The 14555-nt window shown below is 38.2% G+C and carries 11 protein-coding genes and 4 pseudogenes; 7 read left to right on the forward strand and 8 right to left on the reverse strand.

Annotation, left to right across the window (positions count from 1 at the left end):
- Window positions 1-294: 294 nt before the first annotated feature.
- Window positions 295-762 (reverse strand): NADAR family protein, encoded by a 468-nt coding sequence (locus AAZO_RS15070; RefSeq protein ID WP_013191906.1) that lies wholly within the window; start codon window positions 760-762, stop codon window positions 295-297.
- A 134-nt stretch (window positions 763-896) separates the two neighbouring features.
- Between AAZO_RS15070 and AAZO_RS15075 the strand changes: the two genes are divergently transcribed.
- The 3 genes and pseudogenes from AAZO_RS15075 to AAZO_RS42635 all read left to right on the forward strand — a co-directional run.
- The gene (locus AAZO_RS15075) at window positions 897-1403 is read left to right on the forward strand and encodes a DUF2243 domain-containing protein (protein WP_013191907.1); all 507 of its coding nucleotides are present in this window, start codon (window positions 897-899) and stop codon (window positions 1401-1403) included.
- A gap of 542 nt (window positions 1404-1945) precedes the next feature.
- Window positions 1946-2119: a hypothetical protein gene (locus AAZO_RS42630; protein ID WP_338026893.1), complete on the forward strand. Its 174-nt coding sequence runs from the start codon at window positions 1946-1948 to the stop codon at window positions 2117-2119.
- 78 nt (window positions 2120-2197) lie between these two features.
- Window positions 2198-2359, forward strand: a pseudogene (locus AAZO_RS42635) (DUF4129 domain-containing protein); the annotation flags it as partial.
- A gap of 211 nt (window positions 2360-2570) precedes the next feature.
- Here the strand turns inward: AAZO_RS42635 and AAZO_RS30690 are convergent.
- The 4 genes and pseudogenes from AAZO_RS30690 to AAZO_RS15105 form a co-directional block, all read right to left on the reverse strand.
- Window positions 2571-3379 (reverse strand): IS5 family transposase gene (locus tag AAZO_RS30690; RefSeq protein ID WP_228371217.1). Its coding sequence is split into 2 segments (ribosomal slippage): window positions 2571-3043 and window positions 3043-3379, totalling 810 coding nucleotides; the frame shifts between segments, so codons are not numbered across the junction.
- A 448-nt stretch (window positions 3380-3827) separates the two neighbouring features.
- Window positions 3828-4937 (reverse strand): annotated as a pseudogene (locus AAZO_RS15095) (ISAs1 family transposase).
- A 189-nt stretch (window positions 4938-5126) separates the two neighbouring features.
- Window positions 5127-5594 carry a hypothetical protein gene (locus AAZO_RS15100; protein ID WP_013191910.1) on the reverse strand — a complete coding sequence of 156 codons (468 nt, stop codon included), beginning with the start codon at window positions 5592-5594 and terminating at the stop codon, window positions 5127-5129.
- A 464-nt stretch (window positions 5595-6058) separates the two neighbouring features.
- Window positions 6059-6409, reverse strand: coding sequence for a YkgJ family cysteine cluster protein (locus AAZO_RS15105; RefSeq protein WP_013191911.1), 351 nt, complete (start codon window positions 6407-6409; stop codon window positions 6059-6061).
- Window positions 6410-6612: 203 nt separating this feature from the next.
- Between AAZO_RS15105 and psb30 the strand changes: the two genes are divergently transcribed.
- On the forward strand, window positions 6613-6732 hold the full coding sequence (gene psb30, locus AAZO_RS15110; protein ID WP_013191912.1) for a photosystem II reaction center protein Ycf12/Psb30: 120 nt from the start codon (window positions 6613-6615) through the stop codon (window positions 6730-6732).
- 265 nt (window positions 6733-6997) lie between these two features.
- Here the strand turns inward: psb30 and AAZO_RS15115 are convergent, their stop codons facing one another.
- Window positions 6998-7495 carry a hypothetical protein gene (locus AAZO_RS15115; RefSeq protein WP_013191913.1) on the reverse strand — a complete coding sequence of 166 codons (498 nt, stop codon included), beginning with the start codon at window positions 7493-7495 and terminating at the stop codon, window positions 6998-7000.
- Window positions 7496-7634: 139 nt separating this feature from the next.
- A pseudogene (locus AAZO_RS15120) lies at window positions 7635-8608 on the reverse strand (Rieske 2Fe-2S domain-containing protein).
- 250 nt (window positions 8609-8858) lie between these two features.
- Between AAZO_RS15120 and AAZO_RS15125 the strand changes: the two are divergent.
- A complete protein-coding gene (locus AAZO_RS15125) occupies window positions 8859-9338 on the forward strand; it encodes a YbjN domain-containing protein (protein WP_013191914.1) in 480 nt (159 codons plus the stop codon).
- A gap of 75 nt (window positions 9339-9413) precedes the next feature.
- Window positions 9414-10091, forward strand: a complete 678-nt coding sequence (locus AAZO_RS15130; protein WP_081462914.1) for a lipoate--protein ligase family protein — start codon at window positions 9414-9416, stop codon at window positions 10089-10091.
- Between the two features lie 537 nt (window positions 10092-10628).
- On the opposite strand, the gene purH is transcribed toward AAZO_RS15130, so the two are convergent.
- Window positions 10629-12164: a bifunctional phosphoribosylaminoimidazolecarboxamide formyltransferase/IMP cyclohydrolase gene (purH, locus tag AAZO_RS15135; protein ID WP_013191916.1), complete on the reverse strand. Its 1536-nt coding sequence runs from the start codon at window positions 12162-12164 to the stop codon at window positions 10629-10631.
- A 306-nt stretch (window positions 12165-12470) separates the two neighbouring features.
- Here purH and AAZO_RS15140 point away from each other — a divergent pair.
- A pseudogene (locus tag AAZO_RS15140) lies at window positions 12471-13543 on the forward strand (ISKra4 family transposase).
- Window positions 13544-14555: the final 1012 nt, after the last annotated feature.

A 14555-nucleotide genomic window follows, 5' to 3' on the forward strand; every position in this document is an offset into this window, starting at 1 on the left:
ATTCCTACCTCTTCCTAGTAAAGATACGCGGTTTCTGGAGAGTTCTTAGCATTATACTGATCAAGATAATCTTCTTCCATCAAGTTTTATGTTCTGAGGTCATAATTTTAGAAAAATTAACATTAGTAGTTTTTAAGCAACACCAGTTACTTAGTTTCTCTTTCTGTCAAGTAAGTAGGTGGGCGGGAAAATTTATAACTATATCATGGCGAATGCAGCAAAGGGAAATCAATCAATCCCAAGGGTTTCAAGTAATTTAGATTTTGTTACATACTTATGTTTCTTTGTGTCTACCTACTTATTTACAGATAAAGATAGTAACTGACGGATTTCTTCTCTTACACTCATAAGGATTTTACCTAAATGATTCTGACCAGTCTTATCGGCACCACAACCCCAAAAATAATCTGTAGGTGAGTTTTCCACCAGAACTTCATCATCAGTTACTAAAAGAACTTCTTGAATCTCCCTATGCGTAATAAATTTTTTTAGTACAGCTGCACGCATCACATCAGTTTTGACCATCTCCCAGTCAGAACGTAGTTTTCTTGTGCCACAACGTCCTAAAGTAGCTGCTTCTTCAGGGGTAGGAGCAGCATGGATTGAGGGTATAATAATTGCTTCTTCACTACCAACAAACTTTTGTGCTTGATAATAATGCTCAACAGTTGGCCAGTAAGTACCCTGGATTTCGATCGGATGTGGGGAGAAGTTAGAAAAACAGCCATAGGGCTGCCAAACTTTGTAAAAGTAAATGGTCATTTGAAAATTGCTCTTTTATATATCAAATTTTATCTGTCTCTTTGACTGACACACACTGTTACTAACCTCAAGACAGAAGATATTACTCCAACAACAATTGTATTTTGGTAGTCGGCTCTATTTCTGAGGTTGATATGAACGTGAAGAATGAGGGAGGTAAAAGAACTACACTGCTAATTCCTGCGGGAATTTTCCTGGGTCTGGGTCTGGAAGGGTTTATTGATGGCATTTTGTTGCATCAAATTCTCCAATGGCATCACATGATCAGTAATATTCAACCACCAACAACTATCTCAAATATAGATTTGAACATGGTCTGGGATGGTTTATTTCATGCTTTAGACTGGATTTTCACTCTTATAGGAGTAATTTTACTGTGGGAACCTGGGAAGCAGCATGATGGTGTTTGGTCGTTACAGACCTTTGTCGGGGCAATACTTATGGGTAGTGGGTTATTTAATGTAGTGGAAGGATTGATAGACCATCAAACTCTCGGTATCCATGATGTCAAACCAGGGACAAATGAGTTAGCTTGGGATTTAGGATTTTTGGCTCTAGGTATATTGCTTGTAATAATTGGCTGGATAATGATACAGAAGCTAAGAATTCAGGAGTCAGGAGTCAGGAGTCAGGATGTTTGATTAATTGGTTAATTATCAAATAGGTATTGTTGCCGTTAGCCTGAAAAAGCTGACTGCTGATGGTTGTTCGCATAGCGTGCTGTTAGGCATTAGTTGAATGCTTACTACAAAACAGCAAAGAATTTATTAGTCATTGGGCATTGGGCATTCATTGGTCATTAGTTATTCATGGGAGGTAGCAGACAGGAACTAATTAATTACCCTAGTACTGCAAGGTGGAATTCAAAATTGAAAATTTAAGATGTATACGGCGTCAGCTTTTCAGAGATTTGGAATGGTTGGTTTATTTACACCGTACTGTACTAACGGGAGTCGGAGTAACTATTACAAGTTACGAATTAGGAATTCTGTCTACAGATGGTTTTGGAAAAATAAATTCGGGTTGGCAGATTTATTTGTGGTAGCAACAAGTAGCAAAATGGCTGGAATACCAGTTGTCTCACTTTCAACAAACTCTGCCATGATTACCTCCTGGATGGTCAATTAGTCCTTGGGTAGTTGAGTTAATAAAAATCTTATCTCGGATAATATTCGGTTTATTTGTGGTTTGGGTAGGTTGGCAGTTATGGCAAGAATTTAATCCTTATATCTATGCTTGGTTTAGGAAAGTTGGTAGATCAACTATTGCGGATTATCAAATTCAAATCGGTGAATTATCCATCCAATTTATGCTAACAAAAGCACAGGAATTATATCAACATGGTGAGAACTGTTAAGCTTGTCGTTTTTTATATTTAGCTACTTTACTGCAATTACATGAAAAAGCGATCACACTTCAATAACCTAGCCGCACTGATAGAGAATATCTGCAATTACTAACGTCTGCGGTAAATTCCATTCAGCCTTATGAAACTTTAATTAATACTCATGAGCAATTATGTTTTAGTAATGCTAAAATCCTAGCAGAAAAGTATCAACAATGCCGACAGGCTTATCAAGAATTGTTTAATTCGTAATTATTCATTTCCTCCACCGTGTGATTTGGCTAGGCGTGATCGCTCTAGCAGTCATGATTATAGTGGGTTTAATAGTTGAGTTGCTCCCAGCAGCAAAATTAAAAATGGTTCAAGTTATAATCGCGCACCAGAAGGTTATGGTGCCTGGTATGCTTTTATGCAAGATTAAGGACAAGATATTCAACGTTGGCAAAAGCCTTTTAGAGATGATTTATAAAGTAAATGTTGAGGAGACAAGAGGAAGTAGCATAATTCTAGTCATAAGAGCATATATAGCCCCTTCGCTCATTTGTGTTAAACGCTCATAATCCTTGCTTAGACGATGATATTGGTTAAACCACCCAAATGTTCTTTCTACTACCCAGGGTTGTGGTAAAACTTTAAATTCTTGCTCAGTAGGTCCTATGACTTCAACATGAGCTTGAATCAGGAACCAAACTGCAAGTGCAAATTTATCACCGTTATAACCGGAATCAACCCATAAAACTTGGACTTTTTCCAATAATTCTGTGGGTTCCTCTAGCAGTTCCATTAGTGCATAGGCAGCAAGTATTCGTTCTGGGGCATTCGCTTCACTAACAACAAGTTTCAACACAAGTCCCAGGCTATCAACTAAAGTTTGCCCCTTTCTTCCTTTTACCTTTTTACATCCGTCAAAACCATACACATCCGCTTTCTTTGGTCAGTTTTGACCGACTGACTGTCTGCAGCGAGCGCGGTAGGTTGTGTTGATTTACCTAATTTCGAGCGAACTTGACTACCCAATGTATGGTTGAATTTTTCCCAAACCCCCTGGCCCTGCCATTTACTGTAATAGCTATATACCGTTGACCTTGGCGGGAAGTCACCTGGAAGCATATTCCATTGACATCCAGTTTTCAAATGAAAATAGATGGCATTACATATTTCACCCATATCTGTTGTGGGTGGATGCCCTCCTTCTTTGGGTGGTGGAATCAATGGGGCCAGGATTTCCCACTCCATATCAGTTAAGTCTGTGGGGTAAGACTTTCGTTCCATGAGTAGCTATGTAAATACACTACATTTTATGTATTCTATCCTTCTAACATTCCTTTTCTACTCCCCTTTACATTTACTTTATCAATAGCCTCTTAATAGCACTGGACCTAGGCAAGTGGCACAGGCGATGGCTAATGTATAGTACAGAAATACTGAACAAATCGGATACTGAAACATGGGAAACGCAGCTTATTTCCTAATAAAAACTAATGAGGATTTTAAAATCATCTATATATATAAGTGCAAAGCTTGATGGATATATAAACGAAATCAATCACTTTTCTATTAGGCGATGAATTAGCTTATCTCCAATTGAATAACTCTTAGCTAAGGATAAATGAGCTAACTATTCATCCATAAATAAGTAAACTTATCTGTAAAAATAAGTAGAAGAAAATATTAAGTAAATTGTTGACAAGTTATTTGAGGCTAAAGCTAAAACTCTTTCTCAAGAGTTATTATCCATTGCTGCCAAAAACTGTTTATTTTTTATCCCCCGCTTCACGGGGTTCTCTTTACCCAAAAGATCGACTGCTATCTGCCGCATTACTGCAAAGTTTTGTGGAGCATTATCTTTCCTAATCCGGTAGTCATCTTGTTTTAAAGCTACATCTAATACCCAATGCAATGAATTTTCTATTGCCCAATGGCTGCGGACAGAATTAGCCAATTGTTCTACATTTGACTCAAGACTACTAATAAAATAACGAGTCTCTACTGTTGTTTTATCATCCACTTGTCCGATAGGTTCTACCATCCCAACACTTTTTAGATTTGACCAAACTGAATCAGGGTCAAGCTGAAATCCCATTCCAGGTAACATCACATAGTTGCGGATTCCATGACGACCATGCCCTATTGCTTCGGGTTTATATGTGCTATGTTGAAGCTCTGGAAAACCTGTACTTATCCCTGACTTAAATAGCTGTTCTACTGACTCATACAGATTACCTTGGTTCTTTTTTAAAGTGATTACATAATCTGCATTTTCTTGCGTAATTAACTTTACTATGTCTTTGTGACACCCGATGGCATCAATCCTGACAATACATCCAGCTAATTCTAAAACCTTTAATAATTCGGGAATTGCTGTAATTTCATGTGACTTCTCATGCACCTTCACCTGTCCCAACACTAATCTATTTGTAGTTGCCCATACACTTACCATTTGGATTGCACTCTAGTCACTATTTTTACCATGAGAACTACATAAAGTTTTCCCGTCAATTGCCACAACTTCACCATCCCTTATCTTATGTACTGATTTGATCCAGTTCAAGAAACAATTTTGAAATTTTTGCGGATTCAATTGTGCAAATACCCTTCCAAATGTGTCCTGGGACCGGAGCCCATTTCCTAGTTCTAAAAAGGTTTTTAACCACTTATATTTTGTGCAGCCATACAGTTCAATTGCCACCCAACTATCTGCTTCACAAATTACTGCACAAATTCCAATGGTAAGAATGTCAATTAACTTGTGTCGTTTCCTCCCCTCTACTCTTGGATCTTCCATCTGTGCAAGGTGGTCATTAATCGTGATTTTGGGCTTGAGCTTCACACTTTTTGGGACTTTCTTCTTCTACTTTTACAATGACCTTACCATCAGAGCCTCATTGGTCAACCTCCATATCATCAGCCCTCCCTACCTTTCTCATTTCTTAGTATATATGTACCATATCTACATGCGTTCGCCCTGGAACTCTCCCTCATAACCCCAAGGAGGTTCTGCCAAATAGGTTTTTCCTTCTCATGGTGAGTAGTATTTCTCTTTCCGGAATAGTACGTTATCGGTTGCCAGGATGATGTCTTGGATGATTACTTCTTCATACCCTTTGAACTGCGCCTCTGCTGGCAGTAATTCTTGGGGATATTCTAGTATTTCTTCTCTGTCTATTTTAATCCCAGCCTTCTTACTGCCTTTGTTGTCATTTTTTGGTGTTTGTCGCTCTTTCTCCAATGAGTGATTACTTGTGAAGCCTTTTTTATTCTTGGCTTTTATCTCTGGCTGACCCTTTTCTCCCTTCAATCGGTTGTTTTCATCTCTTAACCCTTGATTTTCTACCCGTAGTTCTTTGACTTCTAATTGTAATTGCTCTATTAGAGTCAGTAATATCTCTACTTTCTGACCCATGGATTCTTCTGCAATTCCTTTTCGCTCAATGCTTTGCAGCAACTCTGTTTGTGATAAGTCTTTTACTAAAATTTTTTGCCTCATGTCTCATATTTTATAATGCCCTGTGTCCCACCCTCAACTTTTTCTTTTTTTCTCTTACCCCTACTTATTCCGCCGATAGATAAATTTTTCTGCCCACCTACTTACTACCCAAACCATTCGACTTGCAGCAGAGAGGTTAACTAGCACAAACTAAAATTACTCTCTCCAAGAAAGCGGAGATATACACAGAAAGAAACGATTAAATCGGGAGGTTGTAGAATTACTTCGTCGTGCAATTCAATTATCTGATGATAAAGTCAGAAATGCTTGGTGTTGGTTTGACCTTGCAAAAACATTGAATTTGGTTACGAGCATCTGAAACCGAGATTCTTGAAGCTTATAACAAAGCGATGGAACTATTGCCTGATGAACCTCGTTTTAGAGAATCTTATGAAGCTCAGAGACCCGAAAAAGATGAATGATGGCTACTTGTTTATGGAAGAAAGAACACTATTCTTGGACGTTTAAAATCCAAGAGCTTGATCAAACCGTAAACTTTCCAAACTGTGATCGCCATAAACTGCTTCTATTTGCTGACGACAGCAGTCGATGGCAAAGTCATTTAGTTCCTCTGGTTCAATCCCATACATATCCTGAAAAATCTCTGCTTCCACCCGACAAAAACGCGGACGATTAGCGTAAATAGTACATTCTTTCCTTTGCTGGTCAAGATTCACACACCATCCTCCTTCACTTACCATACTCAGGTAAAGTCCCAGTTCCTCTGGTGAAAGATATTCTTCTAAATCTGGACGCTCATCAGGATCAAGATGACAGCACGCTCCACATTGCTTTATACATTGCCAAGAAGCCATAATTTACCTCTAGGGATTGGGGACTGGGGACTGGGAAAAGGACCACACCTGTTTGATAAGTGAACCCATTCACAGCTTACTTTTTTATGTATTTTCCTATAATTTTATTAAGTAAATTAAAAATTGCTGCCCCTATCCAGATATGATATATTGCAGGCTTTAGCCTTGAATTATTGAACTTTTTAAAACCGTTTGGAGGAAAAATGGAAGCTTTGGCCAATATTAATTTGGAAGTTGTGTTTCAATTAGCCTGTGTAGCATTGATTATAATTGCTGGTCCAGCAGTAATCTTTGTCCTCGCTTTTCGCAACGGTAACCTGTAAATTAGATAAGGGGTAAGGAGTAATAATTTTTACTAATTATCTATCACCAATTACCCCTTTACTAAATTGTATGAGGAATTGTGCGGTTTTTGTTAAATTTCATTGGATGTTAACATCCACAATTACTGTTTCACGCGAGTCTTAAATAATCTGCGTGTCTTCAGACCGTAGAGTGTCAAAGTCATTGTACTTTAGTCTTGAGTTGATTCCAAGCTGAGATAACGAGTTGCAATTTATTCGGTAAGCTATTTTGAGAAATATCGTTCTATTGAACCGTACCTTGTTGACTAGTTAGAGTGTAGGTAATGTAGTCAGCAGCACCGCGAGGTGCGGGACAACTGAGATTATTGAATTTAGCAATGTTATTTTGATTCAACAATTTTTTAAACTTTTTCACCTCTTGTAAAGAAACACGACGGAGGCTGCATTCAAAGTGATTCGCATCACCAATACCCACAGGTATCAAAAGTCCATCATTCAGTAAGACTGTTTGATATGTTGCTCCTGTAATTCTACCATTGGAAATCTCTCGGAATACCATACCTCTATCTAAAGGTGGTGGTAACTCGTTTTCAGGAATTGGTATAGGTTGGATCTTATTATTGTTTATATTTCTCTGATGAATATTGATAGGATTTTCAGAAGCAGGATGATTATTAATGATAGTTAAGCTGCCAATTGTAGATAAAATGGCAGTTAACATCAAGGAAGCTGTCACTTTTCTGTGAGTGATATTGGCTTTTAGGATAGAGAAGTTTTTCATATTCACCAAATCACAAATATTTAAGTCTCTTTAGAGAAGAGGCTGAAGTTTTCGAAATTGTTGCCGATTTAGTAAAATTTTTCAAACTACTAACTATCAAACCTTAACCTAATTTCTCAACTTGAGTTTTCATTAGCGTCTACACAGTTACTAAAGCTCGATTTAATTCATAATTTCGGATTCCTGGGTTCTGCAAATAAGGTTGTCGTTCTTATTCAGTCATTTTTACATCTTGTACCACCAAACCGTCAAGTAATTTTTGGGCTGTACGAAATAAGCTATTTCTGATAAATATCTGAAACCATACAGGTAGTTTGTGCTGTCTCCAAAATGCATTGAGTGAGGTAAGATAAATTAAAGAGGCTTTGGTTTGTGTCTCATTTACAGGACACAACAAACAGTAAATTTTCAAATCATTACCCAAGGTAGATACCCAATGGGGATGAACGTAACTGACATCTAATGGTTCAGGATGGAAGGGACGCAAAGCTGGGAAAAATAATTGTGATATTGACCAAATTTTATCTATTTCAGAATAACTTTTGTCTGTATAATGAGCATTGAGACAACTTTCATCTTCGTCAATATTTTGCAGTAATACTTCTGCCTAAGCTTGCAAAACTTGATGTAAATATCCGTGATACATATCCATCGAGTTTTCAATTAAATAAGAATAATGAATGAGCTTGAGTATTAATGAGGGAAACTGTGGCAATTTAATCTAAATGTTCCCATTCTGGTAAACTAAATGGTTCTACAGATGGTTCTATATCTGACGGGAATAACCAGATAAAACCTTCTTGTTGTTTGACTGGATAATAGCGAATTGTGGAAGTTGGTAATTTTTGATTGGCTGCTAAATAGCGAACGGCTGTACATTCACCTTCACTATTGAAATGCCAATCGTGATAAGTACATTCTAACTGATTGTTATAATTTGCCTATGACTGAGTTTAACTTGACGATGGGGACAGCGGTATTCTAGGGTGTGAACTTCTAGACTATTCTCTCTATAGAGTGCGATCACTCGTGTCCAAATAGTTATAGCAATTGGTATATTCTTACTTCTTTACTACGTGCCATTGCATACTACTTATTTGGATTAATTCCCAATTAACGGACACTTGTTTGTAAAACTGGAAAAATAGAGGTAGTAAACTTAGGTATTATTTGCTGCATTATATGTTATAAATTAAGTATACTCGCCGTCATAGTATAAAAATCATATTTGATTTTTGCGAAGCTAGGTAAACCTTTATTTCCTGTTCCCTATTCCCTGAACTTCTGACTTAAACTAATTTGACCTACAAGCGATAAAGTAGTTGTAGAGAAAAGCAGTAACTATATTCAGGAATAAATCTGTATGACAAGCTACCAAGAAACTCTCACTCCCGATGAATTGATTGATGAAATTATTGCTGAAACATCAAGTTCTAACCATATAGAAGTCATTGAAAACGTTATTAGTACGCTAGGACAAAATAACAGCGCAATGTTTAACCACACACCAGGAGGCACTTATCTATGGAAGTTTAAGTATGGTAGTGTGGAAGTATTTGTACAACTCACTGGTTCTACTGATGAAGATACTATCACTGTTTGGTCAGCAGTGCTAAAGTTACCTGCTAAAGATGAACCCAAATTGATGCGTTATTTGTTAGAGTTGAATTGCACTAGTACATTTGAAGCCCGTTTTGGCATTATTGAAAATCACGTTGTTGTCATTTCCTCGCGCACTTTAGCAGAGTTGTCACCAGGGGAAACTTCTCGGCTAATTACAATTGTTGCCACTATCGCTGATGATAATGATCAAGCTTTGGTGGATCAGTTTGGTGGACCATAGGCTATTTTGGATGTTGAATTGGTAAAACAGGTTTGGCGACTAATTCCTTCTTTAGCAGCTGCTGGTAATGTACAAATGGCAGTTGACAGATGGTTGCTTGAACAACACGAGTCGGGAAAGCATCCTCCCACTTTGCGGTTTTATACTTGGTCGCCACCCGCTATTTCTCTGGGTTGTCATCAAAAACAATACCCGGAATTTTGGCAAAATTTAAGGACAAATTTCACTGGGCAAGGTGATAAACTTGATTTGGTGCGTCGTCCTAGCGGTGGGAGGGCTGTTTTACACCAAGGTGATTTAACTTATGCTGTTGTTACTTCTGGACTTGAGGGAAGTCGTCTCCAGGTTTATGCAAAGATTTGTGAGTTTTTGATTCAAGGATGGCGATCGCTCGGTGTAGAGTTAAACTACGGTCAGGCTGGACGCGGTTATATTCACAACCCTAACTGTTTTGGAACTGCGACAGGTGCAGATTTAATTTTAGCCGATGGTAGTAAATTAATTGGTAGCGCCCAACTGCGAAAAGGTGAAGCAATCTTACAACATGGTTCTATTTTACTAGACCCACATGCAGGTTTATTTCAGGAAGTATTTGGAAAAGATGCTTTTACTCCAGTTCAACTGCCGCATAATTTCCATCTAGAAACCGTAATAGAAGCTTTAATTATTGCGGCTTGTGATTGTTTTAATATGGAAACAGAGTTAAAACCGCTTTCTGAAGTTGAGTGGGAAGAGATTCTTAACCAGTGCTAATTAACCATAATAGGAAATCATTTATCAAATCAAAAAGCACCTGGGAGTGTTGCCATGTTTCCACCCCAGACGCTTTTTTCAAATTTGCTCCTCACACACAAATAGAATATATCACTGGTTTAATTTAATAGCAAGTGTTTTTTTTTTAAATTAGTAATTCAAATATTATGTCGTTGAGAGCAAAAATAAAAACGCCTCGGAGTGTTGCCGTGTTTCCAGCCCAGCCATTTTTTACTTTCAACTTACTCCTCACACACAAGAGGAATTATACCAGTGCTAACTTAAAAATAAGTATTATGAGTGCCATTTTGATAAGTGTACCAGGAGTTGATTTCCTACACACAAAATAAAAAGCGCTTGGGAGTGTTACCGTGTTTCCACCCCAAACGCTTTTTATATTTAACTTTGCTCCTCACACAAAATAACCATATCACTCAAGTCAGAAAATAGCAAGTATATTGCATGATAATGTGAGAATTAAGTTGTAGCAGTGCTTTAGATTCATTCCCGACTTCTCTAAAAAGCAAGGTATTTTGTTTAGTGTAAGAAGTGCCGAACACCAGTGACAACCATCAATAAACCCAGTTCATTAGCGGCTTTGATAGAATCTTTATCCCGCAGACTTCCCCCGGGTTGAACAATGGCTGTAATTCCCGCTGCGGCTGCGGTTCTCACGGTATCATCAAAGGGGAAGAAGCCATCACTCGCCAAAACTGAGCCTTTCGCTTTTTCTCCAGCTTGTTCTACAGCTATTTTTGTGGAACCGACACGGTTCATTTGTCCAGCACCTACGCCTAAAGTTGTCCGGTCTTTGCTGATAACGATAGCATTAGATTTAACGTGCTTACAAACTTTCCAAGCAAACAGCAACTCAGCTAACTGAGCGGGAGTGGGTTGACGTTCAGTAACAACTTGCCATTTACTGGTGTCAGCAATGATATCATCAGCAGTTTGAACTAAGAAACCACCCGTGATAGCTCTCACCGTTTCTTTCGAGCCAGTGAGGAAATCTGGTAAAATCAGAACTCTGACATTACCTTTCTTGGTAAGAACTTCCTGGGCTTCTTCATCACAACCAGGTGCAACCACGCATTCTAAAAAGGTCTTAGTTAATTCGGAGGCTGTGAGAGCATCAATAGCACGGTTTAAAGCCACAATTCCGCCAAAAGCTGAGGTAGAATCAGCATTGAAAGCTTTCTGATAAGCATCAAAAATACTGCCAGCCTCAGCAGTTCCACAGGGATTATTATGTTTAATAATTGTCGCTGCGGGAGTATCAGTAAATTCAGCAACAATGCGGCGTGCAGCTTCCAAATCTACCAAATTATTATAGCTGAGTTCCTTACCTTGCAGTTTCGTTGCCGCTGCCCAACCTGTAGGTTTAGTTCCCGTTTGATACCAAGCAGCAGGTTGATGAGGGTTTTCACCATAACGCAGAGATTGAATTTGTATACCGGAAACAGTGTATGTTTCTGGTATACCTTCAGTTTCTACACCAGCCAAATAAGCAGCAATGGCGTTATCATAACTTGCCGTGTGCAGAAATCCCTTCAAGGCGCATTTTTGCCGAAATTCTAAAGAAGCTGACCCATTTGTGCGTAGTTCTTGCAAATACTCATCATATTGATCAGGATTACATAATACAGTCAGATGGGTAAAGTTTTTGGATGAAGCCCGTAACATTGCAGGGCCACCAATATCAATTTGTTCCACAGCCTCTGCTAAACTGACACCAGGTTTAGCAATAGTTTCCTCAAAAGGATAAAGATTCACCACCACCAAATCAATAGGACGAATTTGGTTATTTGCCAAATCCTTGATATCTTGCTCTATATCCCGCCGTGCTAAAATACCGCCATGAATGCGGGGATGGAGAGTTTTCACCCGACCACCCAAAATTTCTGGTGAACCCGTATAATTTGAAACCTTAGTAACTGGGATTCCGGCATCCTTGAGGGTTTTGGCAGTTCCCCCACTGCTGATAATATCAAAGCCAAATTCTTCAACTAAGCTGCGGGCTAGATCAGTTATACCAGTTTTCTTAGATACACTCAGCAGGGCTAGACGCGCCATAATTTCCCACTTTCCTTTGACTACAAAAATTGCAAATAGATGATTATTCTACCTAATAGTTGGCAGGATTGAAAAAGAAGAAAAAGAAGGGTGTGGGGAAAGAAAAGGATTAGTAATGGAAAAACAAATCACGTATCGCTAAAGCGAAAGCTCCACCCCATAGCGTCCCATAGGGATAGGGACGAAGGACAGGAAGGAAAGAGAATTTTAGAGAGTTCTTGCGTAAGTCTTAGTGGGAGCATCCACTATTGGAAGATACACAGGTGTTAGGAGAATATCAGGATAAACAGGTGTGGATTAGCAACTATGAACCAGGAAAAAAGAACGGCTCAAAGCCTGCTTAGAAGAATAGGCAACATTGTTATATGAAGAAGCAGACAAAAGTCAGATAACAGACCTGGAAGGAATAGAAAAAACAGTAAGGAGTCAAATATTAGAAATGGTAAGTCCAGAAATAGCCCTTTTTTATTGAAGAAACAACCGGAAGGAAAGTAGGTAAAACCAGGAAAATCAAAGCCTTGGTAGGAGAGGAGAACTAAAATTAAAAGCTAAAGAGTTGTAGAGACTGGGTTTGAAGCCAAGAAGTCGATTAAGTCCACTACTTCAAAAGTGCTGCTTGAGGCTATCAGCTAAGGAAGGAATCATATCAACAAGCAGGAGTTGAAATTGAAGCATTAACAGGAGTAAAAGTTGGCCATAGGAGGCAACAAAAACTAGTTGTGGAACAAGATTGGGAGCTACCACAAGGAAAACAAGCTGTCTGTGAAGTGAGCATGGATGGTGGAAAAGTACGAGGAGCAAACCACAACCAGGCTGCTACTGGCGAGACTATAAAACCCTTCGTCTACAAGGAATTTATGATGGCGCATTTTTTGATAACAACTAATCAATCATGAGTTGATTATGTTAATAGCCAGTTTTTGGTTAACCCCCTTGTGTGTTTGGGGGATGGTCATGATGGAGTTTGGAATTTAGTTAAAGAGTTTGGAACTGGAAAATCCAAACCTTTGGAAATTTTGGATTGGTATCACCTCAAAGAGAATCTTTATCAAATTGGTGGTTCTTTCAAGCGTCTCCAAGCTGTTGAGAGTTTATTGTGGTAAGGTCAGATAGAGCCAATTCAAGCCTTATTTAATAATTGTCGAGGCAAACAAGTTAAGAAGTTTTTCGCTTATCTCGAAAAACATCCCATTGGCATTATTAACTACAGCTACTACCAGGCTAAACAACTGTGTTCTATTGGTTCTGGATCTGTCGAATCTGCTATTCAACAGATTGGAGCAAGGATTTAAATTTCTGGACCACAGTGGAATGTTGAAACTGTCTACCAAGTCCTTTCCCTTTCTTGTGCTTATCTCAATGGTTTGCTTCCTATTTGAGTCTTTCTGCCAAAACTCGATCCTCCCAGTCTTAGTTTTGCTAAATTAGAAAGATGTATAAGAGAAGAGAATATCAAGTTATGACACTTGCTAATTCATCAATCCCTCAACACTATACACTTGATATTGAACCAGAAGGATGTTTAACTTTTCCTAAATAAATTCAACAGATTCTAAATTGAGAAGATGGCGATAGATTAATTTTAACACTTGAAGATAACGGCAAACTGGAACTAGTTAGTCTCAAACAACAAGTTAAGAAATTAAGAGTTTTATTAAAGAATAAATCACCTGATAGAAATTCGGTTGATAAACTCATTGAGGAACGCAGGCAGGAGTATTTAAGTGAATAAATCGGTTTTAGACGCTTCTGTATTTTTAGCTTATCTGAGGGAGAAACCAGGTGCAGAAGTTGTAGAAGAATACTGTGACTGATGGGTGCTATATCAGTATTATTGACTGGGTAGAAGTCTTATGAAAAATTGTTGATTGAGGAGAATCACCTGAGGAAATTATTAAAGGATTAAAAAATGAAATCTTCCTAGAAAAGAGTTTAGAAATTCCTTGCATCGAAGAAGATGCTATCACTATAGCTAAATTTCGACCCTTAAGCAAAAGTGTAGGATTTTCATTAGGTGATCGGGCTTGTCTTGGTTTAGGTAAACGTTTGAATTTATCGGTATTGACAGCAGATAAATTCTGGACTAATTTATGTTTAGGAATTACGATTAATTTGATTCGTCGAATTAATTAATATTAATAATCAGATTCAGATAAAGCCGACTATAAGACAATACGGTGGTTATACTATGAAACAACCGTCGTCTGAACATTGATATCAAAATTCAGCTTTTTCCGTAAAACATTGAAAATGGCAGTCAGATTATCCATTATTGGATTATGTTTTGCAGATAACATCCACCATAAATCCGTAAGGATTCAGGTCTAAGGTGGAGGGATTAAAGAAAGTGTATGGAAAGCAGAGTGAACCATGGCTTTCATAGGTTGGTCA

Source organism: 'Nostoc azollae' 0708, assembly GCF_000196515.1.
GTDB classification, from domain to species: domain Bacteria; phylum Cyanobacteriota; class Cyanobacteriia; order Cyanobacteriales; family Nostocaceae; genus Trichormus_B; species Trichormus_B azollae.